Raw genomic sequence first — 25,716 nt, forward strand, 5'->3', positions numbered from 1 at the left:
CTATTTAAATCAATTGGTTACATAGTTAATTATATTATTACTGGCATCAGTATTTTTATTATCAAATAACATTAATTTTTTATATTTTGCCCACAGAACATTACCTGAACATTACCTCTTAAAAAAAAGATATGCTAATCTCTTTTAAAATAAAATTAGAGACGCGGAAATGCGTGTATTAATTGTGGAAGACGAACCTGAAATGGCCTCAGCCCTTATTAAAGCCTTTGAAAAAGAAGGCATGCTCGCTGAGAGCGTCTCGTCTCTGACTATGGCAAAAGCGGCGTTACAAGACGATTTGCACAGTTTAATTCTGCTTGACAGACAGCTCCCGGATGGTGATGGGGCCTCACTTGTTCCTTTCATCCGCAAGATAAACGCTGATTTACCCATTATATTTCTGACTGGAAGATCATCAATTACTGAAAGAATTGAAGGGCTTGACCTGGGCGCTGATGACTATCTTAATAAACCTTTTGCATTCGAAGAACTGATGGCAAGGATCCGTGCGATTGGAAGACGCCCCGCAACAGTCAATATTCCGAAGGTCACTATTGCTAATCTGACCTTTGACTTTAGTCATCGCAATGTTCAAGTTGATGGTATTCCTTTAATACTCCCCCGGCGACAACTGCTTGTACTTGAAGCGCTGTGTACACGTGTAAGACGCACGGTGATGCGAGAGTGGCTCATTGAGCGCGTATATGGGTTTGATGAAGATATTCAGTCAAACTCTCTGGATTCACACATTTCCAGACTACGGCGCTCGCTGGAAATATCACAAGCTCGGGTCACCATTCACGTCATCCGTGGTGTGGGATATTTGCTAAAAGAAAGCTATGAATCTGTTTAAAAATATTGCTCTCGCCTCTAAAATATCATTAAGCATTATTATTCTTCAGTTAATCGTACTTAATTTAACAATTGCCTACCCCATCATCGATTCGATGAGAAAACACGACTTATCATTTGCAGGAATAATACCTGACTCGCAAGTACAATTGGTTCTTGATTCTGTGCTATATGATAGCAATAACACGCTCTCTATTCAGTATTCCAGTGATTTCGATCTACTCCTCTCCACACCTGATGCCTGGATAGCGATCGGTGATGATCAGGGGCAGATTATATATTTAGGTAATGTTCCAGCGGTATATAATAAATTAATTACTAACATTAACAGTTTGGACATGTCTGAAGTTAAAACTACCGAAAATCAACGCCACCTTTCTATGAAGTTATTATCAAAAAAAATCAATCACAGAACAGTCAAGGCAATGGTCGGAGGCATAGCTATATATAAAACAACGGACGTATTCGAAATTTATTCACGATCCCTGATTTTTTATATTTTTATGCCTTTAGTCATCACCACAATTATTTTGATCCCTTTCATTATTCGAAAAGTCCTCTCCGGTATTTCGCATGCGGTAAACGATGCAAAATATATTAATGAAAGCGATCTGACAGCACGGATCCGAGAGCAAGGTATTCCGCGTGAAGTTATGCCATTAGTCAAAGCAGTTAATGGTGCACTGCAACGGCTGAGTGAAGGCTATGATCAACGCGATCGTTTCCTTTCCAGTGCCGCACACGAACTCAGAGCACCAATTGCAATTATTGAAGCACGTCTGAGTATTATTGATGACCCTGTGACAAGAAGCATCCTGGAACAGGATGTGGCAAGACTGGCGAACCTGGCTGAGTCTTTGCTTGATCTCCAAAGAATAGGTAAAGGACTATCCCGCTTTTGCGAAGTGGACCTCAAGGAGATGTTAAAGCACGTCATTTCTGATTACTCTCCACTGATCATATCTTCTGGCTATGAGATAGAATTTATTCCATGTTCCCAGAAAGTCTGCGTTATGGGCGACGAGGCCTCTCTTGCCAGAGCCGTCATCAATATTCTTCAGAATGCGGTCATCTACGGTGGCAATAACGGCCTGATAACGGTGACATTGAGCAATGATGGTCGTATCAGTATTCAGGATGAAGGACCGGGTATTTCTCTGACAGAACGGGAACGAATATTTGAGCCTTTTCAGCGCATCATTCCCCGTTCTCAAGGCACAGGACTGGGGCTTCACCTGGTGCGAGAAATCATTCATATGCATAAAGGCTGCGTCACTGTCGGGGAAGGGGCAAACGGTGGGGCTCTTTTTGAAATACGCCTCTCCTGTGCATAAATAGCGACCATGTCCCAGTGACCAGGCATGGTCTGGGCGACAAGTGGGTATTAAAATATCAGATTTGGACAAGCCAGCATCAGCTGGTGAGCCCCTGCGCCTCTTGCCCCAGCTCATGCAGTTCATCATCAGAGTTAAACAGATGGCACTGTTTCATACTCAGGCACAGGACCTGTTTTCGGTTACGTTTGATCCTTTATTACAAAAAGAATCTTCATAACATGATTTTACAGAATAACTTCCGCAACCTCCTTGCCCGGCCGGATCACAGGGAACATCCCATACAAAATCATTCACCTCTAAAAATGCGTGTATTTTAAGACTGCCTTATACATCTCCATATCCGATGTTACACCCAGTTTTTTCATGAGCTGCCGCTTGTATTGGCTGCTCTTTTTAACGGGCATCCCATAGCGGTCCGCAATCTGTACGGGGGTGAGTCCTGACAGCAGCCACCCAAGCACACAGGATTCGCGAGAGGAAGCTTTTACACGCGGTTTCACCTGCAGTGTTTTTTCATCTGCACTCTTTATACCGTTCAGTTTATTAATAAATACGAGTTTTATTTTATCTGGCGGGCAGTTCGACGTGAAATAGCTCCCCCCTTCATTGATGCAAATGAACCGAACCAGAATTTCCATATCCGGCCCAGCCAGTAAAACCTCGTAATAAATATCTCGGACGTGTATCCACTCGTCTACTTTATCCGATGTCACCTGATATATCTGGTATTTATCCGCTAATTCCGGGCTGGACGAAAACAGGCTGGTTATTGCCAAGAAAAAAAATGAATTATCGGTGAATATAATTAATGTCTTTTTCATTATTAATTCCCCAAAAGTGTTTTGACTTTCTCCGGAGATATCGAAAGTCAGATAAGTGACAAGCCAGTCACCGCTACTCCACGGATACATTAAATTCCCGGCTATTATTCCCTTGCTCGCCCGGAACAGATTACGCCCATTAAATTGACGTTGATAACGACATCCATAAAGATCTCATTGTTTTATATTCTATGAATGCATTTAAAAATAAACTATCCAGACTACAGATACAATCTGTGTGGCAGCATATTCGAAATCGATTATTGATTTTAAATCAAAATAATTTTCATCATCCATTGATAATAAATTGGAAATTTTTTATTACTTTTCTCTCATTGAGACTGACATTGATCATTCACATTTATTATACATGTAATTCTGATTATTCATATTTCTCCTTAGGTATTGTAAAATCCTGTTGAATGCATTTAATCAGAATAGTCGTATTGCGTAAAATAGATTAAAACATTCAATATGCATAACTGCGATAGCTATCACCTACCAATACAATAAAATCGTTCGACATTAACGTTCAACTTTAGAACAGATTTATTTTATCGCGTTGATTTTAATGAAATTTAATTAATATTTTATATTTCTTAATATAAAGCATTAATTAACTAATAATACACCAACAACGTGTATAAAAAGTGAATTGTCATTTATTTTAGTATAATATCCGAACTTTAAATTGCCTCGCCAAACTTAACTTCGTTTAAATTCTGTTTTCATTGAAAAGAACAATTTTTCGATCTGAATTTTAGGCTTTAGGTGGTTTTATTGCCTGCATTATTGGCTTTTTACAAGAGAAATGTGTTGAATTAACATTACTGCAACAATTTGTTGTACATATGTTATAAAACATTTTGTTAATGACCGACTCTGTATTGGATATATTTTTTATTGCATAATTTTTCGACGATAAAAAGAATGAACACAGCCGTATATACCCTAAATAATTCAAGTTGCTTGTAGGCGCAGAGTCAATCCTGGCGATGAGCATAGATAAACTATGTGATTCGGCAGGATTGACGAAGGTAACGCCCAAGCAACTTGAAGTATGACGGGTATACACGATGAGCATGAGTACTTAATGCCTACGCATAGTTAGAAAATGCCATACACAAAGTGATTCATTCGTGTGGCTGGTTTGATGCACATTCTTACTTATTCTAAAACGGGACAGTTGTATAATTATTCTTTCGGTTTAACATTTTAAGAGAATCATATGACAAAACACAGCTTCGTTAATCTAAGTGCTGGTGATTATATCCGTGATTTCCAAGTTCTCTCAGTGCGTTTGTTGCTCTGTTCCAGGAGATATTCAGAGTGCCTATAGCCCCTCCTATTTTTAGTACCACTGCCAGTTAGGATCTCCAGCCAGTTTTTATCTTGCATAGATAATTGGGGGGAACAAATACATATCCAGTATTTCGGTTCGCAGTGTTTTATTAAACTTTTCAATAAATCCATTTTGCATGGGTTTTCCCGGCTGAATAAAGTCGAGTGCCACTCCGTGATCTCTTGCCCCTTCAGTCAGCATTGCTACAATAAATTCTGGGTCGTTACCACCCCATATAAAAGCAGGATAACCTCTTTCTGCACTTAATCGCTCCAGAATACGTACCACGCGATGTGCGGATATATTTAAGTCCACTTCAACTGCCAGTGTTTACCGATTAAAATCATCCACGACATTGAATAATCTGAACCTCCGGCCATCCGTCAGGGCATCACTCATAAAATCAACTGACCAACAGTGGTTCATGTAAAGCGGAATAGACAAAGGCTGTGGATGCCGGAGAGACATACATCTGCTTTAGTCGGTTTTCCTCTTCCAGCTCTTTCATACGCTTGATACCAGAGGACTCCATTAAACGGGCATGTCGGCAAGCTCTTTGACATGGGCTATAACCAGATTGTAACATTTGAAGCCAGTGTCTCTGGCTGCTTGACTACGTTAACAGGCAGCTTTGAGCTGTAAGCTCAACGGGACGATCCAACTCCTTCCGTTCAGGCGTTTTCAACCAATTTCCAAGACTCATCCCCGCCTCTTTCGCTGCAACTTTAAACTGCACTTTCAGCTCAGGTGCGATCCGGATCTGAAATGTCGGAAATTCACCGGATTTGGACTGTTTTACGTCACGTTTGTCCGTTGTCTTGTATGGACCCTCATGATTATCGATGAATAGTCAGGTATGTACTTTGATATACGCCGGCTTGATATTCAGGCCCGCTTCAGGTTAGCAATTCTGACAGGGTCATAGCCATGTTCATGAAAGTGTGCCGATACAATTGCGACTAATGCTTCGCGATCAAATGCAGATCATCGCAACCTGCTTTCTTGTTTCAACTTGCCTCCTGAATCAACGAATGTAGTAGTCACTAAAATAACCAATATAAAGACATAAATGTATACTGTTGATATAAAAGATATTTTAAATTAATACTAAGTTTTAACTTGTAATGTTATAGATTTACATGTAGTGATCACTATACTTTAAAGCCACAGCAATGGGGAGAATACACAGTGACTCACTCTTTTCAGAACAAAATCGCGGTTGTGACCGGCGCATCATCTGGCATTGGTCTTGGGATCGCACAGGAATTAGCAGCACTCGGTGCAACTGTGATCATTACCGGGCGGGACAAGAATAAACTTGAATCTGCACTCAGTACTCTTGGACCGGATGCGAGTCAGTTTCAGGTGGATGTATCCAGCCTCTCCGAACTGGATAATTTTTATAAGCAAATATTGTCCCGGTTTGGTCGCATTGACATTCTGATAGCAAATGCCGGCACGGGCGAATTTGAACCCCTCGGGCAGATTACCCCGGAGAAGTTCGATCGTCAGTTCACAACGAACGTAAGGGGTATCACGTTTACCGTTCAGAAAGCATTACCACTGATGAAACCAGGAAGCAGCATTATTATCACGGGCTCAACGGCCTCCATTAATCCCGGTCAGGGCCTCAGTGTTTATGGAGGCACCAAGGCTGCTTTACGCGCAATGGTACGCAGCTGGATTCTGGACATAAAAGGTGCTGGCGTTCGCATTAATATTCTCAGTCCCGGACCGGTTGACACTCAATCTTTACGAGATTTCCTTCCCGAACCCGTTGACACCATCCTGCAGTCTTTGCGCGACCGCAGTCCGATTGGTCGCATTGGCCAGACAGAAGAAATAGCAAAAGCCGTTGTCTTCCTTGCCAGTGATGATGCCAGTTATATCAATGGTGCGGAAATTTTTGCCGATGGCGGGGCATCTCAGATCTGAACATTGTTACTGAGGAACGACGATTTTGGGCAACATGACAGTTCTCCCTTCAGGGGGAACCGGCCCTACTGGCACGATGTAGTCCGGCACAGATGCTTCGTGCCGGAAGTGTACCCGTTGCGCTGATTTTCAGTGGCATTATTTAACGTGATTCGCCTGGTATATACCCAAAATAATTCGAGTTGCTTGTAGGCGTCCAGTTCAGCCCGTCGATGAGCATAGATACACTATGTGATTCGGCGGGCTGGACGCAGGCAACACCCAAGCAACTTGAAGTATGACGGGTATATGTGTGGCGGATCTATTTCCATCCTGACATGAAGAAAATAAATTATGGTTAATTCAGTTCACGCAGAAAATGAACAACGTTATTTCGATGAATTAAAAATTCAGCGGTTACTTGCTTCCTACGTCCACAACCTGGATGACGGAAAGTTTGCTGAGAATGCCGAGTTATTTAAACATGCTGAATTTATTGTTCTCAGTGATACGGCACATGGTAGTGAAGAGGTCGAGCAGTTTTTTAACCGTGGCGTTCAGCGCCATGAGGATGGAACTCCCCGGACGTGGCATAACGTTTCAAATGTGCTGATAGATGTATCACCATCCGGTAGTTCAGCTACCTGCGTCAGCTATTTCACTGTACATCAGGAGCTGGAGGGGTTTCCTTTGCAGCCTATATGTACAGGGCGGTATTACGACAGTTTTGAAAAACATGACGGTCAGTGGCGTTTTACGTCGCGCAATGTTGTTCCCCGGCTGATGGGCGAACTTCAGTTTCACGTAGGCACGCCTATCGACAGTTCACAGACTGAGGGGGCGTAGTGGAGATAAAAAAGACCGCGCTTGTTACCGGGGGCAATAAAGGGATTGGTTTTGCTATCGTCAGAGGCCTCGCAAGAACGGGTATGTCAGTCTGGTTGGGTGCGCGCGATCGCAGTCGTGGTGAAGAAGCAGTTGCCATCCTGCGCCAAGAAGGTCTTGACGTCAGGCTACTGGAACTGGATGTTGCAGATGAAGCAAGCGTGCAGAACGCGGCTGCAGAACTTGCGCATGAACTGGGTTCTCTCGACGTTCTTGTTAATAATGCGGGCATTCTCAGTGATATCATCACACCTCCGAGCCAGGTCAGTATTAAAGACATGAAAGCGGTTTATGAAGTCAATCTCTTCGGCCCGGTACGCGTGACGCAGGCCTTTCTGTCCCTGCTTAAAGCTTCTGGAGAGGCCCGGATCGTAATGATGAGCAGTGGCGTGGGTTCTCTGACGCTGATTACCGATCCAACTTCGATATATTCAGGCGTTAATCTCCTTGATTACACCTCTTCGAAGGTCGCCCTGAATGCTGTTACGGTTTCATTCGCAAAGGAACTTGAACCCTTTGGGATCAAAGTGAACGCTGTTGAACCCGGCCATGTACGAACCGATTTAAATGCCAACACTGGCTTTCTGACACCGGATGAAGGGGCTGCAACGGCAATAAAAATGGCGTTAACGGGACCGGACGGACCTACAGGTGGTTTCTTCGGCAGTCACGGACGCCAGCCCTGGTAACAGGGGATGTCCGTTCGCCTGATACAATAAACCGGGATATCGGGAAAACAGACAAGCTACTGACTCAGCCGACAAACTGTCAGCCCGACGTCCCATCATTATCCACTGCGGTACGCAGTAGATTTGACTTTTTTATACCCGTCAGCCATCAGTGCCAGAACGGCAAGCCATATCGGGACATACGTTAACAGTGATGACAGTGTCATTTTTTCTCCCGGCAGAAAAAATGATACCAGAAACAATAATAAGGGTTCGACATAAGACAGCATGCCAAACAGCGTAAACGAGAGGCTGCTGCTGACAAGCAGAAAGCAGAGTAATGCGGAACAGCTCAGTAAGCCCAGCCCTGTGACAATGCACCACCCACCGGTGGGTAACCATTCATTTCCGCTTCCCTGATAAATCAAAAGAACAACTGCCAGTATCATGAGAAATAAATTCTCTGCTATCACGCTGAAAAAAGCGTCGCTTTTAAGCTGACGTTTGATTATGAAATAGGGCGGATACCCCAACATAACCACGACATCATTTCGCCGTACAAGGCTCTGCCGGTTATTACCATGACCAGAGGAAGCAGAAAGTAGCCGAGTGCCAGTGACCGGCTTTGCCCGTTGACGGGAGCCCAGCAGAAAATGATTATCTGCAGGGCAAGAAGCGCAGCGCAGACACACATTGCAGCGAGCAGCCGGGCACTTTTAACCATTGACAAAAAATAGCGCCAGAAAGGCTAATGCCGGGCGGCCCCTCTTTTCCGTCATAATCATGACGAACCGTGATGCCGAGAGGGGCAAGCGCTTCCGTATAGAAACGAACAGAACGGTCTGTATCGCTGACCGTTAAAAACAGATGATCGAGCATAAAACCTCCGGAAGGATTCAGATTTGGTAGCCGCCGGCAATCTCGATGGATTGTGCATTAATCCAGACGCTGCCATCAGAGACCAGACCTGCGATAACCCGGCCGACATCATCCGGCTCCCCCACGCGTCCCAGCGCGGTTTGTGAGGCGAGCAGAGCCTCAAATTCATCATTCAGTCCTCCGCCAAGCGACGTACGGATTACACCCGGAGATACTGCGTTTGCCCGGATGCGCCGCAGCCCGAACTCTTTGGCCATATAGCGGGTCAGTACTTCAAGGCCGCCTTTAAAGGCAGCGTAGGGCGCAACACCGGCCGTAGCCACGCGCGTGGTGGCGCTGGTAACGTTGATGATGTGTCCTCCATCGCAAATCAGAGGCAGCAGCTTTTGGGTCAGGAAAAAAGGGCCCTTAAGGTGCACGGCAAAAAGGCTGTCGAACTCACTCTCCGTCACCGTTTCAATCGGGTTGAAGAGCCCAAACCCGGCGTTGTTGACCAGCACGTCAATCTGCTCACGTTCCCAGGTGACACTGACTATGTCCAGTAAGGCGTCGCGGAAAGTGCCGAAGGTTTCGGTGCGAGTCACATCCAGATGCAGCGCAACGGCACGGCCGCCTGATGCTTCAATCTCCTTCACAACCCTCAGGGCAGATTCAGGATGGCTGTTATAAGTCACAATCACCCCCATCCCTTTAGCCGCGCACTGCTGCGCCACGCTGGCGCCGATCCCGCCACTGCCACCGGTAATCAGTACAATTTTCATGATCTCATCCTTTCTGTCTGCGATAGAAAAAGGATAAAACTTCCCGGACAGATCAGCCTCTGCGATCCTACTCGATTCTTGCTTTTTTCTGCTTTATGCTCGCTTTAATCACCATACTAAGGAGTCTGACTTTGACACTGGAACCCCTGCTGGACGAGCTGCGTCTTCTGGCCGCTCATGCCCGAAACTGGCGAACCGAAACCGGTATTCCCCGTGTGGCAATGGTGCAGGGTGACGTTCCCGCGCATGCACTGGCTGCAGTCTATGAGCCGATGGTTAATCTCATACTGCGGGGAAGTAAATCCATGACTGTGGGAGACCGGGTGTTTAATTACAATCCTGCTTCTTACTTTGTTATGTCAGTAGATTTGCCTGCCGTAGGCGAAGTCTATCCAGAGGCCACCGGTGAGCCGTATCTCGCGATCAGCCTGACCCTGACGCCGGAACAGATTGCAACACTGCTGGCTGATTTACCCCCCGTGAAGGCTGATCCACAGTCGGGGGCTTTTTCCGTTGCTGCCGTCACACCCGAACTGCTAGATGCCTGGGTAAGAATGCTTCATCTGATGAAAAGTCCTGAAGATATCCCTGCTCTCTCACCGGTGTATGAACGTGAAATCCTTTATCATGTTCTGAAAGGCCCACATGGCTGGATGCTGAGGGATATTGCTTCACCGGGAACCATGCTGGCGCGGATAGGTAATGCGATTCGCTGGATAAGACATAATTTTGCTGATGAATTTGTGGTTGAATCATTGGCCAGACAGGCAGCCATGAGCGTATCGGCCTTTCATCGTCATTTTAAGTCTGTGACAAACATGAGTCCGGTTCAGTATCAGAAGCGCGTTCGCCTTCTTCATGCCAGAAGCCGGCTACTGGCACGTCAGCAGAGCGTCACGTCTGTTGCCATGGAGGTAGGTTATCGCAGCGTGCCTCAGTTTAATCGTGAGTACGCCCGTTTCTTTGGCCGCTCTCCTTTAAAAGACGCTGCAAGTCTCCGGAACGACGCTGATGATGCAGAAAGTGTTCTGAATCACCACGTTTAATGCGGCAGTAAAATTTGCTGCCGTAACGAGGCAATAACTCACCTCGCGATATTTACTCCGTGGGTAGCAGTCAGGCAACCCGGCAGGCCGTAACCCAGACATGGTTCATTTTCGCAAAGTGACAGCCTGCACTCTTATTTATTCTTTCTGACAGACGACTTCGATGTTATTACCGTCAGGATCTAAGATATAAGCGGCGTAGTAGTGAGAGTGGTAATGGTCGCGAATTCCCGGCGTGCCATTGTCTCTACCGCCTGCCTGTAGAGCGGCGCGCCAGAATTCGTCGACTGTGGCCCGTTCACTGGCAGCAAAAGCCAGATGTGTTGAGGCGCCCATTAGGTCTTTATCATGAAGCCAGAGCCTCGGGTATCCCTCCGGGCCCAACCCGTACCGGGTCCCCCCCGTTAAAGTACGCTCCGGAGGCACAGAAATAATCAGGCTGAACCCCAGCGGAGCAAGGGCTGCTTCATAGAATTTGAGCGATGTCAGAGCATTTTTTACAGCAATTTCAACATGGTCGATAACAGACATAACTTTATCCTACTGATTAAACATTTTTTGGAGTCAGGAGGGCGCTGAATGTGTGGCCGGCCAGCTGAGCCACGGCAGTTAACCTGGCTTTTGATAGTCCCGTTACTGAGGCTGCAGAAAATCCCCGCAGCGTTGTCACAACATAATCAGAAAGCTCGCGATCCCGTGCAGGTTCATACTGTCGGATATAACTTCTGATGAACTGAATTCCTGCCTCGCCATAGCGACTTGCCAACTCCCGGGCCTGCGGATCATCGGCACGCATACCTTCAGCCACAAGACAGCCTCGCTGGACCGGGGATCGGGCGTACAAACGTGCAGCAGTCATAAAGAGGTCTGCAACCGCCTCATTCAGCGGCCTGCCCGGAGTCAGGATTTTGTTCGCCGGCAGGTTTCCTTCTGCAACATAGAGATCCAGACAGCGTTCAAACAGCCCTGCTTTACTACCGTAAGCGGCGTAAAGGCTGGGAGGATTTATATTCAGCGTCTTTGTCAGTTCCGTGATACCTACGGCGTCATAACCACGCTGATGAAACAGCGCTTTAGCCGTCTGCACACCGGACTCTCTGTCAAATACCCGCCTGAGTGCTTTTATTGTTTTTTTGGTGTCGCTCATAGTTTTTTCCGTTGCATCAGAAGTGTGTCGACTGCCATTTTAAAACTTTTTTGTAGTGACCGCTACAAGTAGTTAATGACAGCCTGTTTGGAGTTATATATAGTGACCACTACAAAAAAATACATGGTGCATTTATGAATCAGTCATTTAATAGAAAGGTTGCCGTTATCACTGGTGGCGGAAGTGGCATTGGTCTGGCTATAGCTAAAAATCTGAGCGACGAAGGCGCAGATGTCATTATCACTGGCCGGAATGCACAAATCCTCCAGGAGGCGGTAAAGACTCTGGGGCAAAATGTAAAAGGTATTGTGGCTGACGTCAGCAGCAAGGTTAGTCTTGATGCGTTTTATGAACAAGTTAAAGTGGAATTTGGTCACATCGATATTCTTGTCGCTAATGCCGGCGGCGGGGTCCATGCCCCACTTGGTGAAATAACTGAAAAACAGATCCACGATCAGTTTGCCACAAATGTTAAAGGTGTTGTGCTTACTGTTCAGCAGGCCTTACCCCTGCTTGGAAAGGGTTCAAGCGTGGTGATCATTGGTTCGACGGCGTCAGCAGACCCGGGACCCACCATGAGTATTTATGGTGCGACCAAAGCCGCGGTGAGAAACATGGTGAGAAGCTGGATAACAGAGCTGCACGGATCGGGTATACGCATAAACATTGTCAGTCCGGGTCCTGTGAATACAGCCTCGCTCAGAGCTGCATTTGGCGATAATGCCGAAGAGGGGATCGCCTTCCTCACCGCTAAAAGTCCGTTGGGGCGTATCGGAGAGCCGGAAGAAATAGCCTCTGTTGTTTCATTCCTGGCCAGTGATGCCTCAAGTTATGTGAATGGTATAGAGCTGTTCGCTGACGGAGGCGCCTCTCAGACCTGACAGAGGATAGATACGTTCATTTAACACAAAATGACTCTCGCTCACCCGTTGTGTTGGTCCAGAACGCAGATGTCCGCTTCACGCCCTGAGACATTCAACAAGTTTTTTATGGCTTAAGTAAGGGCGAGTTTCGTTCTTTGAGAGCCAGTAAATACTTTGCTTCGTTGTAACAGATTCTGTTCTTCCAGCAGCGGTAAATTATCCGGATCCATTTGAACGCCAGTGTCCGGATCGCAGACTGACGACGCTTGTCTTCAATTAGTTGTCGATGCTGTTCAACCCGTTGTTGAGGTAATCGAATATCTGCATTATCGGGTTCAATGGCTTTTATCTTTTTGGGATAACGTAGCATCAGCTCCAATGCGAACTCTGCATCCTGCGGATCGTCTTTTGCCCCACTGGGCCTTTTTTAAGTTCAACAGCAACGGCGATATGGCCTTTCACTTTTCTATGTAACGCTTTTAGCCAGGTATCAAGTGCTTCCGGCATATGCTCAATAGCATGAAAGAGACGTTCACCATTATTAAACTGGATTGTAGTGGAATACTAAATTTGGCCACCTGAATAGAGGTGATATCATCACCTCATAGCTCAAGCAGGTAACATTTTGACCGGGCATAACAGACGAAATTTTAGCTACGTAGACGTGCTAAAAAATAGTCGCCCTGACCTGGTAGCATAAAAATAACTGGCCTTTGTGCGGCCAGTTTTTCAGCGTTAAAAAAGGTGCAGGGATGGGCCTTCTACATTAACCCCTCATAGTAACAAACTCTTCCGCCGCCGTTGGGTGAATCGCCACGGTATTATCGAAGTCTTTTTTGGTGGCTCCCATTTTCAGCGCTACCGCAAAGCCTTGCAGAATTTCGTCCATACCAAAGCCAATACCATGAATACCGACGATTTTCTCATCCGCACCAGCACAAACCAGTTTCATACGGCATGGCTGGCGATGGCTGGTTACGGCGGTATACATTGCGGTAAAGGATGAAGTGTAGACCTTCACCTGGTCATCACCATACTGTTCACGCGCCTGAGGCTCCGTTAAGCCTACAGTGCCGATTGGTGGATGCGAGAACACCACTGTCGGAACGTTGCTATAGTCCAGATGTTCGTCCGGCTTGTTGTTAAACAGGCGCTCTGACAGGCGACGGCCTGCAGCAACCGCAACTGGCGTCAGCTCTACGGCACCGGTATTATCACCTACCGCATAGATACCCGGCACATTGGTATTTTGAAACTTATCAACCTTGATATAGCCTTTTTCATTCAGCTCAACGCCTGTGGCTTGCAGGTTGATATTGTCATTAGCAGGCTCACGACCAATCGCCCAGATCAGGCAATCAACGGTTTCAGAACGGCCATCTTCCAGAGTAATCGTCAGGCTGTTATCGGCATTTTTTACCACTGACTGAGGAATTGCCTGGGTATGCAGCGTCGGCCCTTCGTTTTTGATAACTTCGAGTAAGGTATCAACAATCAATGGGTCAAAGTTGCGCAGCGGCGCATGCTTACGCACAAACAGGTGAGTTTCTGCACCCAGCGCTTTCACGACACCGGCAATTTCAATGGCAATGTAACCCGCCCCTACGACAGCCACACGTTTTGGTAGCCCTGGCAAGGCAAAGAAACCGTCAGAATCGATACCGTATTCAGCTCCCGGGATGGCAGGATGGGACGGACGTCCACCTGTTGCAATCAGGATATGGTCAGCGGTAATAATTTCGCCGTTAACTTCTACGCTATGGGCATCAACAAAGGTCGCAAAACCGCGAATCACATCCACTTTATTCTTACCTAAGACATTGTCATAGGAGGTATGAATACGGTCGATATAAGCCGTACGGCTGGCAATCAGTTTATCCCAGTCAAAATGATTCAACGTGGTATCAAAACCATAGTCAGGGCCATACTGATGAATTGCCTCGGCAATTTGTGCGGCATGCCACATCACTTTTTTAGGGACACAGCCAACGTTAACGCAAGTACCACCGAGATCTTTCGCCTCAATGAGTGCGCACTTCTTCCCATACATTGCCGCACGGTTAATTGAGGCAATACCACCACTACCACCGCCAATAGCGAGGTAATCATAATGTTTAGTCATGATGCTTCCCTGTTTGAGTCGAAAAAATTAGCTCTAATTGTAGCCTAGTAAGCAAAAGGTTCCACCAATGGCTGCAATCAGTATTGCCGTTATTCCGGTACTATCTGATTTAAGGTCGTCGAGCCATTTCCACCAGGAACCAACGTTTTATGCAACCAAGGCAATACGTTAGCCATCTGCTTCTCTAATTTCCACGGTGGATTAATCACAATCATCCCCGATGCGGTCATGCCACGCTGGTCGCTGTCAGGTCTGACTGCCAGTTCAATTTGCAAAATATTACGGATGCCCGTCTCTTCGAGTTCGCGCAGCATACGCTTGATTTGCTGGCGTAATACTACCGGATACCATAAAGCGTAGGTGCCAGTAGCAAAACGTTTGTATCCTTCACTGATGCCCTTTACCACCGCCTGATAGTCGGTTTTCATTTCATAAGGGGGGTCAATCAGAATCAGACCACGACGTGACACGGGGGGTAATTTGGCTTTTAACTGCAAGTAGCCATCAGCACGTTCAACCCTGGCGCGCGAGTCTTTCTGAAATTCAGAACGCAGTAACGGGAAATCAGAAGGGTGTAATTCTGTCAGTTGCAGACGGTCCTGCTCGCGCAGCAAATGGCGCGCAATCAGCGGTGAGCCTGGGTAATAACGTAGCTGCTCAGAGCGGTTCAGCGCCTTTACTGCACCAATATAAGCTTCCAGCTCTGCGGGTAAGCTTTCCTGTTGCCAGATACGGGCGATCCCTTCCAGATACTCGCCGGTTCGCTCCGCATGGACACTGCTCAGTTGATAACGGCCGGCACCGGCGTGGGTGTCGAGATAGAGAAAAGGTTTTTCTTTCTCTTTTAGCGACTCAATAATCAAACTCTGAACGGTATGTTTCAGCACGTCGGCATGGTTGCCGGCGTGAAAGCTATGGCGATAACTCAGCATGGGGAGTGAACTTCCGGAAATAAGAAAACAAGTTGCCTATAGTTTACCGCAGATTGCGTCAGATTGCCGCAGTAGCTCCGGGTTGTTTCGCTTATCCAACAGAAATAACAAAACCTGATGCTTAAAGCGGCCTGCAAAGTCCGGTAAAGCAAGGTTGCCGGGATTGAAATTATCCTCATCAGACCCCATGCTAGATCTCAAGCACAAACGTTGTTAGCGTTTGATCCCCCTATTTAATCAGGAACGTGCATATGACTAACCCTTTGTTGACGCCCTTCGAACTGCCGCCGTTTTCCGCAATTAAACCAGAACACATTGTTCCTGCTGTGACCCAAGCGTTAGAAGAGTGCCGTGCAACGGTGGAACGTGTCGTGGCACAAGGCGCACCTTTCAGCTGGCAAAGCCTCTGCCAGCCACTGGCCGAAGTGGATGACCGTCTGAGTCGTATTTTTTCTCCGGTTAGCCATTTAAACTCCGTTCAGAACAGTCCGGAACTGCGTGAAGCCTATGAGCAGACCCTGCCACTGCTATCAGAATACAGCACCTGGGTAGGCCAGCACGACGGGCTCTATAACGCCTACCGTTCCCTGCGTGACGGTGAGGGCTATACGGCGCTCAATACCGCTGAGAAAAAAGCCGTTGATAATGCTCTGCGTGATTTTGAACTGTCCGGAATTGGTCTGCCTAAAGAAAAACAACAGCGCTATGGCGAAATCTCTGCCCGCCTGTCAGAGCTGGGATCGGCTTATAGCAATAACGTACTCGACGCGACCATGGGCTGGAGCAAACTGGTTACCGACGAAACTGAACTCACCGGAATGCCAGAAAGCGCCCTTGCGGCTGCCCGCGCACAAGCTGAAGCTAAAGAACAAGACGGCTGGTTATTAACCCTGGATATCCCAAGCTATCTGCCAGTACTCACTTACTGTGACAACTCCGCGCTGCGTGAAGAACTCTACCGCGCCTACGGTACCCGGGCCTCTGACCAGGGTCCTAATGCCGGAAAATGGGACAATACGCCAGTAATGGAAGAGATCCTCGCACTGCGTCACGAACTGGCACAGTTACTCGGTTTTGGGAGTTATGCGGAAAAATCTCTCGCCACCAAAATGGCTGAAAACACCCAGCAGGTACTCTCCTTTTTAACCGATCTTGCTAAGCGTGCACGTCCTCAAGGGGAAGAAGAGTTGGCCCAGCTGCGCGCTTTTGCCAAAGAACACTACGGTGTAGAAAACCTCGAACCCTGGGATATTAGCTGGTATAGCGAAAAGCAAAAACAGCACCTGTACAGTATCAGTGATGAGCAACTGCGCCCTTACTTCCCTGAAGAACGTGCGGTAAACGGTCTGTTTGAAGTGGTTAAACGTATTTACGGCATCACAGCGAAAGAACGTCATGATATCGACGTCTGGAGCCCTGAAGTTCGTTTCTTTGAGCTGTATGACGAGCAAGGCGAATCGCGCGGTAGCTTCTATCTTGACCTCTACGCCCGTGAACATAAACGTGGCGGAGCCTGGATGGATGACTGTGTCGGCCAAATGCGTCGTGCTGATGGTTCGCTACAAAAACCGGTGGCTTATTTAACCTGTAACTTTAACCGTCCAGTCAGCGGTAAACCTGCGTTATTCACCCACGATGAAGTGATCACCCTGTTCCATGAGTTTGGCCACGGGCTGCATCATATGCTCACCCAGGTAGAGACAGCGGGTGTATCCGGTATTAACGGCGTGCCGTGGGATGCCGTCGAGCTGCCAAGTCAGTTTATGGAAAACTGGTGCTGGGAACCTGAAGCTCTGGCATTTATCTCTGGCCACTATGAAACCGGTGAGCCATTGCCCACTGAGTTATTAGAAAAAATGCTCGCTGCGAAAAACTACCAGGCGGCACTGTTTATCCTGCGTCAGCTGGAGTTCGGCCTGTTCGACTTCCGCTTACATGCTGAGTTTAATCCAGAACAAGGGGCTAAAGTCCTGCAAACCTTGGCCGAGATTAAGCAACAAGTCGCTGTGATCCCGGGACCTTCATGGGGCCGCTTCCCACATGCCTTCAGCCATATCTTCGCTGGCGGTTATGCGGCGGGTTACTACAGCTATCTGTGGGCTGACGTACTGGCAGCAGATGCCTATTCCCGCTTTGAAGAAGAAGGGATTTTCAACCGTGAAACCGGACAGTCGTTCCTCGACAATATTCTCACCAGAGGCGGATCTGAAGAGCCAATGACACTGTTCAAACGCTTTCGTGGTCGTGAACCTGAGCTGGATGCGATGTTGCAGCACTACGGTATTAAAGGTTAATTCTCTCAGTGAAAATTTGTTTATTGACTGAGTCTGCTGGAAACAGCGCCTTATCTCTTTTAGCGGAGCGCTGGCAGCTTGAGCACGACGACAATGCGGTGATGGCGCTGGTTCTTACCCCTGAGCGCCTGGAACTGCGGAAACGTGATGAACCTAAGCTGGGCGGTATTTATGTCGACTTTGTCGGTGGTGCTATGGCGCATCGCCGTAAATTCGGTGGCGGCCGCGGGGAAGCGGTTGCCAAAGCAGTAGGGATTAAGAGCGGTTACTTACCTGATGTCGTGGATGCAACAGCCGGTCTTGGCCGGGATGCCTTCGTGCTCGCCTCAGTCGGCTGCCGGGTGAGAATGCTGGAACGTCATCCGGTGGTTGCTGCCTTGCTGGATGATGGCTTACGGCGCGGTTATCAGGATGCGGAAATGGGTTCCTGGTTGCAAGAGCGTTTACAGCTAATTCATGCTTCAAGCCTTTCGGAGCTGGCTAACCTGACCTCCAGGCCGGATGTGGTCTATCTCGATCCCATGTTTCCGCACAAGCAAAAGAGCGCACTGGTAAAAAAGGAGATGCGTGTCTTTCAGTCACTGGTTGGGCCGGATAATGATGCCGATGGATTGCTGGAACCTGCCAGATTACTCGCCCGCAAACGTGTCGTAGTAAAGCGACCGGACTATGCGCCACCGCTGGCGAATATCGCAACACCCAATGCGGTAGAAACCAAGGGCCATCGGTTTGATATTTATTCCGGTACGCCGGATCCCCACTCATAGTATCACCAGGGTTATCATATTAGGTGATAACCCTGGGAAACCGGAGTGATTACTCGTCTTCATCCTTCAGAGGAACAATCAGCATATCAACATGAACAGTATTGATAAGCTGACGTGCAGAAGACATCAGTTTGCTCCAGAAATCCTGGTGATGCCCACAAACCACTAAGTCCATATCATATTTCTTGATAGCATCGACCAGTACCTGGCCCAGATCGCCGCTACCGCTCAGGGTTTCAGTAATAGGATAGCCCGCGTCAGTAGACAGCTCATGCAATGCATGGTGTGTTTCCTGGGAAATACGTTTTTGCATATCTCCCAGATTGACATCAATCAGACCGGTATAGAGGTCAGAATAATTCACATCGACATGGATCAGAGAAACTTTCGCGTTATAAGGACGCGCCATTGATACTGCTTTTTCTACCAGAACTTTGCTTTCCGGAGAAAGATCGACTGCGATAAGAATGTGTTTATAAGCCATAATGTTACCCCTTCCATAAATTTTTGATGACTCTGGTCGTCATCTTAAAATGTCCGTGCAGCAAGCAATGTCTTAAACATAACAATTTCAATTGTAGACAGTATTTCTACCACAAAGCGCCCCATTAAAAGCATCTGTACGCCCTGTTTTTGCCATTTAACCCAAAAAATACCTCTCGGTACCCGTATAACGCTGACCCTAAAAGATGATGATCTGCTGTTATTGCCGAGATTAATTTAGCTTTAGAATAGCCTTAAATATCAAATTAAATCAATTGATTATATTTAATCTCTCTCTTAGCATAAAACATATTGATGTTTTTTTCATCTTTGCTACCCACCAGAGTTCTTCTACACTGTAAAAATGCTGAGGTGAAACCAAGATTAATCACGTCACATTCAGCAGTTACAGTCTGGTGTCAGTAATAGAGTTCTACAGAGCAGCTATGAATAGGGGATAATACTCAGACATTATTGGGAGGCGTACATGATAAACACCGTCGCGCTCTTTTGGGCACTTTGTGTGATTTGTGTAGTGAATATGGTGCGTTATTTCTCATCATTACGCGCACTCTTGGTCGTACTTCGCGGATGTGATCCACTGCTGTACCAGTACGTGGATGGAGGGGGCTTCTTTACTTCTCATGGTCAGCCCAGTAAACAAATGCGCCTGGTACGTTATATCTATACCCAAAGCTATCTGGACCATCACGATGAAGAGTTTATTCGTCGTTGTGAACGCCTCAGACGTCAGTTTATTCTGACCAGCTCCCTGTGCGGAGTCGTGATAATAAGCCTGGTAGCACTGATAATCTGGCACTAAACCGAGCTATAAACATAAAAAAAGCGGGCCATAAACCCTAATGCCGATCAGTTAAGCCTGAAATGATCGGTTGAACGATCTGGTAGCTGTGCAAAAATCCGTAATCCCCCTCAGGAATTACGGATTTTTTTATGCTACTCAGCCAAGCCCTGGATGCTGTTCTTAAGTTCTCACCGAAAGAATTCTCCGCACTTTCGGATTTGCTTTCACCTGAACTCATTGATGAATGTCTGGCTGATACTGGAGTTGTCACTGTGCGAAAGCGTCGCCTCCCCATGGAGATGATGGTTTGGGCTGTCACCGGCATATCGCTCTTCCGTTCACTCTCCATGACTCAGCTTGTTTCTCATCTTGATGTCGTCTTACCCGGAAAACGTCCTTTCGTTGCTCCAAGTGCAGTCGTTCAAGCCCGCCAACGACTTGGGGCTGATGCTGTCCGCTTGGTATTTGAAAAAACATGCCGGCTTTGGTTCGAAAAGACGCCGCTGTCACACTGGAACGGCCTCACACTGATGGCAGTAGATGGGACTTTATGGAGAACACCAGATACGCCTGAAAATGATGCTGCTTTCGGCCGTACGGCTAATGAGCACGCCCGTTCTGACTGGCCGCAATTGCGTATGGTCTGCCAGATGGAAGTCACCAGCCATCTGCTGTCAGGTGTCACCTTTGGCAGCGTATCCGAAACCAGTGAAGTTGATCTTGCTGCCCAGCTGGCGGAACAAACTCCGGACAACTCACTGACAATAATGGATAAAGGCTTTTACGCCCTCGGCCTCCTCCATCACTGGCAGGCATCTGGAATAGAAAAGCACTGGATGATCCCCCTGCGTAAAGGTACACAATACCTGGTACTGGAGAAGCTGGGTCCCGGGCATGAACTTGTGGAAATTAGCTTAACACCCCAGGTCCGAAAAAAATGGAACCATGCCCCAGCTACACTCATGGCTCGGCTGGTCAGCAAGGAAATCAAAGGAAAAACCGTGCAGATACTGACTTCCATGTGCGATCCGCTTCGCTATCCGAAAGCAGATATCGTCGATCTCTACGGCCACAGATGGGAAATCGAGCATGGTTTCAGGGAAATGAAACAACATCTGCTGAATAATGAACTGACATTAAGGAGTAAAAAACCTGAGCTGGTAAAGCAGGAGCTGTGGGGCCTGGCCCTGGCTTATAATCTGTTACGCTTCATGATGGCGCAAATGGCTTATAGTCTTAAGGATGTGGAGCCTTACCAGCTGGGTTTTAAACAGGCAGCACTGTATCTGGCAGGGCAACTCAGTACACTCCCTGCGGTTGCACCGGGAAAAATACCGAAGATAATTAATGAGATACTTGCGATGGCTGAAAGTTTTGTACTACCCAGCCGACGACAGCGACATTATCCGCGAGCGGTTAAAAAGAAGCCGCAACGTTATCCGTTGCGGCGTTCCTAGAAACTTAACTGACAAGCATTAGGCCATAAACCCGCTTTTTAATTTCTGCTAAACCTCCACTGTGACTTTAGATAAAGAACAGTGAAAGCCAGTACAATCCGCCCGAGAGCAGAATAGAAATTGGTAAGGTAAAGACCCAGGCCATCAGAATATTGGTGACCGTTTTCCGCTGTAAACCACCACCATCAACCAGCATAGTCCCGGCAACAGAAGATGACAGAACATGAGTCGTCGATACAGGCATACCAGTATAACTTGCCATACCAATAGACACGGCGGCAGTCAGCTGAGCAGACATACCTTGTGCATACGTCATCCCTTTCTTACCGATTTTTTCACCGATAGTCGTGGCAACACGACGCCAACCAATAGTGGTACCAATACCTAATGCCAGAGCAACAGCAATGATTATCCAAATCGGCGCGTACTCAATGGTATTCAGTAAGTCTCCTTTCAGTTTCTTCAGTAAACGACGATCGTCAGGGCTGACTTCTGGCAATTTAGCCACTTTGTCCGCGGTATCAGAGATACACAGCATAATACGACGTAACTGGCTGCGATTTTCAACTGAAAGCTGGCTATAGCTTTCAATGTTGCCGAGCATCGCTTTGGCACGTTCCAGAATGGCAACCGAGTTCTCTGCATGGCAATGGAACTCTGCGGTATCTTCTGGCGTCAGGCCTGCATTGGGTGAAGGTGCCGGGATAGTTTGATGCTCACCCATCGACTTCTTCACTAAACCTGGATGCTGTTGAAAATAGGTTTCAACGTTAGCAACCGCATCACGGGTGCGGGTTATTTCGTAACTGGAGGCTTCCATGTTAACGATAAAACCAGCAGGCGCCACGCCTATCAGCACGAGCATGATAAGACCAATGCCTTTCTGACCGTCGTTTGCACCATGGGCAAAACTCACACCAATGGCAGACAGGATCAAAGAAACACGCGTCCAGAAAGGCGGCTTTTTCTTACCGTCTTGCTTTTCACGTTCAGCAGGAGTGAGGTGGACACGTGCTCTCTTCTTGGTACCGCTCCAGTAGCGACGCAGCAGGAAAATTAACCCACCGGCAACCACTAAACCGATAATCGGTGACAGCAGCAATGATCCAAAGATCCCCATGACTTTAGGCAGGTTCAACGCATCAACAACCGAAGAGTCGGTCAGTAACGCATTAGTTAAACCAATACCGATAATCGAGCCAATAAGGGTGTGTGAGCTTGAGGCCGGTAGCCCAAAATACCAGGTACCGAGGTTCCAGATAATAGCTGCCAGCAGCATTGAAAATACCATTGCCAGACTATGTGCAGAACCGACGTTGAGCAGCAGGTCAGTAGGTAACATATGCACAATCGCATAGGCAACACTCAACCCCCCAAGCATCACGCCCAGAAAGTTAAACAGCGCCGCCATTGCCACCGCGATATGCGATTGCATTGCACGCGTGTAAATCACTGTTGCTACTGCGTTAGCGGTATCGTGGAAACCATTGATAGCTTCGTAGAACAGTACAAACGCCAGAGCAAGTAAAAGCAAAAGTCCGGTATGGAAATCCAAACCGGCAAACAAATATTCCATAGACGTTACGCCATTTTGAGGACATGAACGCGGCGCATTATGTAAGACAACCTCCGCCACGGCAAAGCGAAATCTGGACTTTTTTTAATTTTGATCGCCACCCTCCAGACAAGTAAAAACATTTAAATGTTATTTTTCATATAGATAACCTTAATCTGAGCGTTAATACTGGTACAGCCAGCTACGGTTATTTACAATCCTTTTCCTTAAGCATAGTCGGGAGTTTGTCGTGGAAAAGTTTAATGTCATTATTATTGGTGCCGGAGCCGCAGGAATGTTTTGTGCGGCGCTAGCCGGACAAGCTGGCAGCCGCGTATTACTGATAGATAATGGCAAGAAACCTGGTCGCAAAATTCTGATGTCCGGCGGTGGGCGTTGTAACTTCACCAACCTGTATGTCGAACCGGCGGCTTATCTCAGCCAGAATCCCCATTTTTGTAAATCTGCGCTGGCACGTTATACCCAGTGGGACTTTATCGATAAGGTTAATCAGTATGGCATTGCCTGGCATGAAAAAACCCTTGGTCAGCTATTCTGTGATGATTCTGCCCAACAGATAGTCGATATGCTAGTGACGGAGTGTGAAAAAGGTCATGTCACACAGTGGCTACGTCGTGAGATTCTCTCCATCACCCGGGATGACACAGGTTTTACTCTTCAGCTTAACGGTGAAACTGTACAGACTGAAAAACTGGTTATTGCCAGCGGGGGTTTATCGATGCCTGGTCTGGGAGCCACTCCCTTCGGTTACAAAGTCGCGGAACAGTTTAATCTCAAAGTATTACCGACCCGGGCAGGTCTGGTTCCCTTTACGCTGCATAAACCCCTACTGGAACAACTCCAGGTATTATCGGGCGTCTCCGTTCCGGCAGTCATCCATGCGGAGAATGGTGTCAGCTTCCGGGAAAGTATTCTGTTTACCCATCGCGGTCTCTCTGGTCCTGCCGTATTACAACTGTCGAGCTACTGGCAGCCTGGTGAATTTGTTACCGTCAATTTGCTGCCAGATACTGACTTAAATGCCTTTATCGACCAACAACGCACAGCCCACCCGAACCAGAGCTTGAAGAATACCCTGAGCATGCTATTACCTAAGCGCCTGGTAGAATGTCTCCAGCTATTACAGCAGATACCTGAGGTGACGTTAAAACAGCTTAATCAGCGTCAGCAAGGCGAGCTGGCAGAGAATCTACAAAACTGGCAAGTACAACCGAATGGCACCGAAGGCTATCGCACCGCCGAAGTGACATTGGGCGGAGTGGATACCGATGAACTCTCCTCCCGCACTATGGAAGCGAAAAAAGTGCCCGGACTCTATTTTATTGGCGAAGTGATGGATGTCAGTGGCTGGCTGGGAGGCTATAACTTCCAGTGGGCATGGAGTTCAGCCTGGGCTTGTGCTCAGGCACTGGTGAGTGAAGAAAAAGCGAAAGTGTGATCTATACCCAAAATAATCCGAGTAACCGGAAAAAATTTATGTTTTAAACAACGCGAAGCGCTGGTCCGCGAGGGTGAGAGTCATTTACGAGCCTTGTCACCCGGCATGCGGACAAGAGTTAAGGATTCGGGATGAATGAACGCAGCCAGCGCCCCTGTAACTTGAAGTGTGGCAGGAATATTAGAAAATATCCGTCGATAACAGAGACAGGAGTCAGCAACCGAGCCGTCCCCCAAAAAATAGCCTGGTAAAGAGCCTTATCTCATCATTTATCAGTGTAAAAAAATGGAGTTCATAAAAAATTCATATTTAAAACAGAGCCTTCTGACAGTTCTCTGGAACGATAAATATATTGTTAAAATATTAACTACTCATGTTATAAAAAAGCGTATTTTCATAACAACTTACAGATATTTTCACATCGATACTGGCAATAAAGACATGTCATTAAAAACAGTATTGACACTGTGCATAAAATACGTAAATTGGTATTCAACGACAGGATAATAAGACTTGTCGTTATAAGCAGGAAGATCTTATTTACCGTAAAATGTGACTTGCGATAAACGCCACGAAGTATTTTGTATGGGATGCCGAACGCGGGTTATTATTATTTTCTCACGTGTCGGTAATGTTGTAAGGCCATGTAGTTGAGTTCCATAATCGCAAAAAAGTAATGCTAGCGCGATGATGTAAGGCCATGTTTTATTTGCAAATTGTGTGCGATTTTATTTTTTTTCTTTTAGTTGAGTTGAGAAATCGCAACGAAAGTAAGGTCACGCATCAAGAATATATATCGCGAAGGGGAATGTACTTATTTACGCTACCATTATTGTGATGGTAGAAAGTGATAACGACAATAGAGGGGGTTTTGTTGCAAATTAATACCCAATACTATCTGTAGTCAACGCGTACATTATACTGTAGTACCATAAGTAGTAAAATTGACTAACTCCATTAATGTTAAATGTTAAATTAGTAGTGCCTTAAGAGCCCTGGCTTAAAACGTCAGGGCTTTTATCATTCAGGCCCCCCATCCCCCTTCTTCTTACACCCGCTTTCTGCCTTTACTGTAAGAGTGGCTTAACTGATGAGTAGAATATTAATAAAACTAATACTTGCTTAATGAATCAAACCATGACTATTATGACTCATCGGTTTGAAACACAGACCTTATGAAAGCAGTTTTAGTAAAGCAGTTCTCAGTTCAAGCGTTATCTTAGATACCCCTTCTTCATGAGCCTCCTCCTAAGTGCCCAATAAGTAAGATTCTGTAACACAGACCATCTTCGCCACTTCAGTGGCTCAAAAAAATGAAAGGAAGTAT

General features: G+C 46.9%; 22 protein-coding genes and 3 pseudogenes. 12 read left to right on the top strand and 13 right to left on the bottom strand.

The window, feature by feature from the left end; all coding sequences use genetic code 11:
* The first annotated feature begins 169 nt into the window (after nt 1–169).
* On the top strand, nt 170–853 hold the full coding sequence (locus tag Q1A40_RS07015; RefSeq protein ID WP_299998756.1) for a response regulator transcription factor: 684 nt from the start codon (nt 170–172) through the stop codon (nt 851–853).
* Nucleotides 840–2,186, top strand: a complete 1,347-nt coding sequence (locus tag Q1A40_RS07020) for a HAMP domain-containing sensor histidine kinase (protein ID WP_299998757.1) — start codon at nt 840–842, stop codon at nt 2,184–2,186. The genes Q1A40_RS07015 and Q1A40_RS07020 overlap by 14 nt, the downstream gene beginning before the upstream one ends.
* Nucleotides 2,187–2,485: 299 nt before the next feature.
* Here Q1A40_RS07020 and Q1A40_RS07025 read toward each other — a convergent pair whose 3' ends face one another.
* The 3 genes and pseudogenes from Q1A40_RS07025 to Q1A40_RS07035 all read right to left on the bottom strand — a co-directional run bounded on the left by Q1A40_RS07025 (nt 2,486) and on the right by Q1A40_RS07035 (nt 5,196).
* Nucleotides 2,486–3,010 carry a LuxR C-terminal-related transcriptional regulator gene (locus Q1A40_RS07025; protein WP_299998758.1) on the bottom strand — a complete coding sequence of 175 codons (525 nt, stop codon included), beginning with the start codon at nt 3,008–3,010 and terminating at the stop codon, nt 2,486–2,488.
* 1,387 nt (nt 3,011–4,397) lie between these two features.
* Nucleotides 4,398–4,853: pseudogene (locus Q1A40_RS07030) on the bottom strand (DDE-type integrase/transposase/recombinase); the annotation flags it as partial.
* 112 nt (nt 4,854–4,965) lie between these two features.
* On the bottom strand, nt 4,966–5,196 hold the full coding sequence (locus Q1A40_RS07035) for a toxin-antitoxin system HicB family antitoxin (protein ID WP_299998923.1): 231 nt from the start codon (nt 5,194–5,196) through the stop codon (nt 4,966–4,968).
* 344 nt (nt 5,197–5,540) lie between these two features.
* Between Q1A40_RS07035 and Q1A40_RS07040 the strand changes: the two genes are divergently transcribed.
* From Q1A40_RS07040 to Q1A40_RS07050, 3 genes are all read left to right on the top strand, one after another.
* Nucleotides 5,541–6,287, top strand: coding sequence for an SDR family NAD(P)-dependent oxidoreductase (locus Q1A40_RS07040; RefSeq protein WP_299998759.1), 747 nt, complete (start codon nt 5,541–5,543; stop codon nt 6,285–6,287).
* 333 nt (nt 6,288–6,620) lie between these two features.
* Nucleotides 6,621–7,112, top strand: a complete 492-nt coding sequence (locus tag Q1A40_RS07045) for a nuclear transport factor 2 family protein (RefSeq protein WP_299998760.1) — start codon at nt 6,621–6,623, stop codon at nt 7,110–7,112.
* Nucleotides 7,112–7,840, top strand: coding sequence for an SDR family oxidoreductase (locus Q1A40_RS07050; RefSeq protein ID WP_299998762.1), 729 nt, complete (start codon nt 7,112–7,114; stop codon nt 7,838–7,840). Before Q1A40_RS07045 ends, Q1A40_RS07050 begins: the two co-directional genes overlap by 1 nt.
* A gap of 98 nt (nt 7,841–7,938) precedes the next feature.
* Here the strand turns inward: Q1A40_RS07050 and Q1A40_RS07055 are convergent, their stop codons facing one another.
* From Q1A40_RS07055 to Q1A40_RS07065, 3 genes and pseudogenes are all read right to left on the bottom strand, one after another.
* Complete coding sequence (locus Q1A40_RS07055) at nt 7,939–8,268, bottom strand: hypothetical protein (RefSeq protein WP_299998764.1); 330 nt, start codon at nt 8,266–8,268, stop codon at nt 7,939–7,941.
* A gap of 307 nt (nt 8,269–8,575) precedes the next feature.
* A pseudogene (locus Q1A40_RS07060) lies at nt 8,576–8,698 on the bottom strand (VOC family protein); the annotation flags it as partial.
* 17 nt (nt 8,699–8,715) lie between these two features.
* On the bottom strand, nt 8,716–9,459 hold the full coding sequence (locus tag Q1A40_RS07065) for an SDR family oxidoreductase (protein WP_299998765.1): 744 nt from the start codon (nt 9,457–9,459) through the stop codon (nt 8,716–8,718).
* A 95-nt stretch (nt 9,460–9,554) separates the two neighbouring features.
* Here Q1A40_RS07065 and Q1A40_RS07070 point away from each other — a divergent pair, with 95 nt between their 5' ends.
* Nucleotides 9,555–10,505 carry an AraC family transcriptional regulator gene (locus tag Q1A40_RS07070; RefSeq protein ID WP_299998767.1) on the top strand — a complete coding sequence of 317 codons (951 nt, stop codon included), beginning with the start codon at nt 9,555–9,557 and terminating at the stop codon, nt 10,503–10,505.
* Nucleotides 10,506–10,643: 138 nt separating this feature from the next.
* Here the strand turns inward: Q1A40_RS07070 and Q1A40_RS07075 are convergent, their stop codons facing one another.
* Together Q1A40_RS07075 and Q1A40_RS07080 are read right to left on the bottom strand one after the other, a co-directional pair.
* Nucleotides 10,644–11,036: a VOC family protein gene (locus Q1A40_RS07075; RefSeq protein ID WP_299998768.1), complete on the bottom strand. Its 393-nt coding sequence runs from the start codon at nt 11,034–11,036 to the stop codon at nt 10,644–10,646.
* Between the two features lie 16 nt (nt 11,037–11,052).
* Nucleotides 11,053–11,652: a TetR/AcrR family transcriptional regulator gene (locus Q1A40_RS07080; RefSeq protein ID WP_299998769.1), complete on the bottom strand. Its 600-nt coding sequence runs from the start codon at nt 11,650–11,652 to the stop codon at nt 11,053–11,055.
* A 134-nt stretch (nt 11,653–11,786) separates the two neighbouring features.
* Between Q1A40_RS07080 and Q1A40_RS07085 the strand changes: the two genes are divergently transcribed.
* Nucleotides 11,787–12,533: an SDR family NAD(P)-dependent oxidoreductase gene (locus tag Q1A40_RS07085; RefSeq protein WP_299998770.1), complete on the top strand. Its 747-nt coding sequence runs from the start codon at nt 11,787–11,789 to the stop codon at nt 12,531–12,533.
* 241 nt (nt 12,534–12,774) lie between these two features.
* Here the strand turns inward: Q1A40_RS07085 and Q1A40_RS07090 are convergent.
* The 3 genes and pseudogenes from Q1A40_RS07090 to Q1A40_RS07100 form a co-directional block, all read right to left on the bottom strand.
* A pseudogene (locus tag Q1A40_RS07090) lies at nt 12,775–13,067 on the bottom strand (IS110 family transposase); the annotation flags it as partial.
* A gap of 214 nt (nt 13,068–13,281) precedes the next feature.
* Entirely contained in the window at nt 13,282–14,637 is a 1,356-nt protein-coding gene (gorA, locus tag Q1A40_RS07095) for a glutathione-disulfide reductase (protein WP_299998772.1), read from the bottom strand.
* Nucleotides 14,638–14,726: 89 nt separating this feature from the next.
* A complete protein-coding gene (locus Q1A40_RS07100; protein ID WP_299998774.1) occupies nt 14,727–15,569 on the bottom strand; it encodes a 23S rRNA (adenine(2030)-N(6))-methyltransferase RlmJ in 843 nt (280 codons plus the stop codon).
* A gap of 251 nt (nt 15,570–15,820) precedes the next feature.
* Between Q1A40_RS07100 and prlC the strand changes: the two genes are divergently transcribed.
* Together prlC and rsmJ are read left to right on the top strand one after the other, a co-directional pair.
* Entirely contained in the window at nt 15,821–17,863 is a 2,043-nt protein-coding gene (gene prlC / locus Q1A40_RS07105; RefSeq protein WP_299998776.1) for an oligopeptidase A, read from the top strand.
* 8 nt (nt 17,864–17,871) lie between these two features.
* Nucleotides 17,872–18,630 (top strand): 16S rRNA (guanine(1516)-N(2))-methyltransferase RsmJ, encoded by a 759-nt coding sequence (gene rsmJ, locus Q1A40_RS07110; protein WP_299998778.1) that lies wholly within the window; start codon nt 17,872–17,874, stop codon nt 18,628–18,630.
* Nucleotides 18,631–18,679: 49 nt separating this feature from the next.
* Here the strand turns inward: rsmJ and uspA are convergent, their stop codons facing one another.
* Nucleotides 18,680–19,114, bottom strand: coding sequence for a universal stress protein UspA (uspA, locus tag Q1A40_RS07115; protein ID WP_299998780.1), 435 nt, complete (start codon nt 19,112–19,114; stop codon nt 18,680–18,682).
* Nucleotides 19,115–19,600: 486 nt separating this feature from the next.
* On the opposite strand from uspA, the gene uspB reads away from it, so the two are divergent.
* Nucleotides 19,601–19,936, top strand: coding sequence for a universal stress protein UspB (gene uspB, locus Q1A40_RS07120; protein WP_299998781.1), 336 nt, complete (start codon nt 19,601–19,603; stop codon nt 19,934–19,936).
* Between the two features lie 131 nt (nt 19,937–20,067).
* Entirely contained in the window at nt 20,068–21,375 is a 1,308-nt protein-coding gene (locus tag Q1A40_RS07125; protein ID WP_299998782.1) for an IS4 family transposase, read from the top strand.
* A gap of 67 nt (nt 21,376–21,442) precedes the next feature.
* On the opposite strand, the gene pitA is transcribed toward Q1A40_RS07125, so the two are convergent.
* A complete protein-coding gene (gene pitA, locus Q1A40_RS07130) occupies nt 21,443–22,951 on the bottom strand; it encodes an inorganic phosphate transporter PitA (RefSeq protein WP_299998784.1) in 1,509 nt (502 codons plus the stop codon).
* Between the two features lie 229 nt (nt 22,952–23,180).
* Here pitA and Q1A40_RS07135 point away from each other — a divergent pair, with 229 nt between their 5' ends.
* Nucleotides 23,181–24,389, top strand: coding sequence for an NAD(P)/FAD-dependent oxidoreductase (locus Q1A40_RS07135; protein ID WP_299998786.1), 1,209 nt, complete (start codon nt 23,181–23,183; stop codon nt 24,387–24,389).
* Nucleotides 24,390–25,716: the final 1,327 nt, after the last annotated feature.

This window comes from uncultured Cedecea sp., assembly GCF_947498825.1.
Classification (GTDB): domain Bacteria; phylum Pseudomonadota; class Gammaproteobacteria; order Enterobacterales; family Enterobacteriaceae; genus JGM124.

Bases quoted from the DNA above. Each gene is read 5' to 3' on its own strand.
- Q1A40_RS07025 (WP_299998758.1), bottom strand. From the start codon at position 3,010: ATGAAAAAGACATTAATTATATTCACCGATAATTCATTTTTTTTCTTG.
- Q1A40_RS07015 (WP_299998756.1), top strand. From the start codon at position 170: ATGCGTGTATTAATTGTGGAAGACGAACCTGAAATGGCCTCAGCCCTT.
- gorA (WP_299998772.1), bottom strand. From the start codon at position 14,637: ATGACTAAACATTATGATTACCTCGCTATTGGCGGTGGTAGTGGTGGT.
- Q1A40_RS07100 (WP_299998774.1), bottom strand. From the start codon at position 15,569: ATGCTGAGTTATCGCCATAGCTTTCACGCCGGCAACCATGCCGACGTG.
- uspB (WP_299998781.1), top strand. From the start codon at position 19,601: ATGATAAACACCGTCGCGCTCTTTTGGGCACTTTGTGTGATTTGTGTA.
- Q1A40_RS07125 (WP_299998782.1), top strand. From the start codon at position 20,068: ATGCTACTCAGCCAAGCCCTGGATGCTGTTCTTAAGTTCTCACCGAAA.
- Q1A40_RS07075 (WP_299998768.1), bottom strand. From the start codon at position 11,036: ATGTCTGTTATCGACCATGTTGAAATTGCTGTAAAAAATGCTCTGACA.
- Q1A40_RS07085 (WP_299998770.1), top strand. From the start codon at position 11,787: ATGAATCAGTCATTTAATAGAAAGGTTGCCGTTATCACTGGTGGCGGA.
- Q1A40_RS07080 (WP_299998769.1), bottom strand. From the start codon at position 11,652: ATGAGCGACACCAAAAAAACAATAAAAGCACTCAGGCGGGTATTTGAC.
- Q1A40_RS07065 (WP_299998765.1), bottom strand. From the start codon at position 9,459: ATGAAAATTGTACTGATTACCGGTGGCAGTGGCGGGATCGGCGCCAGC.
- Q1A40_RS07020 (WP_299998757.1), top strand. From the start codon at position 840: ATGAATCTGTTTAAAAATATTGCTCTCGCCTCTAAAATATCATTAAGC.
- uspA (WP_299998780.1), bottom strand. From the start codon at position 19,114: ATGGCTTATAAACACATTCTTATCGCAGTCGATCTTTCTCCGGAAAGC.
- prlC (WP_299998776.1), top strand. From the start codon at position 15,821: ATGACTAACCCTTTGTTGACGCCCTTCGAACTGCCGCCGTTTTCCGCA.
- Q1A40_RS07045 (WP_299998760.1), top strand. From the start codon at position 6,621: ATGGTTAATTCAGTTCACGCAGAAAATGAACAACGTTATTTCGATGAA.
- Q1A40_RS07070 (WP_299998767.1), top strand. From the start codon at position 9,555: ATGCTCGCTTTAATCACCATACTAAGGAGTCTGACTTTGACACTGGAA.
- Q1A40_RS07055 (WP_299998764.1), bottom strand. From the start codon at position 8,268: ATGATACTGGCAGTTGTTCTTTTGATTTATCAGGGAAGCGGAAATGAA.
- pitA (WP_299998784.1), bottom strand. From the start codon at position 22,951: ATGGAATATTTGTTTGCCGGTTTGGATTTCCATACCGGACTTTTGCTT.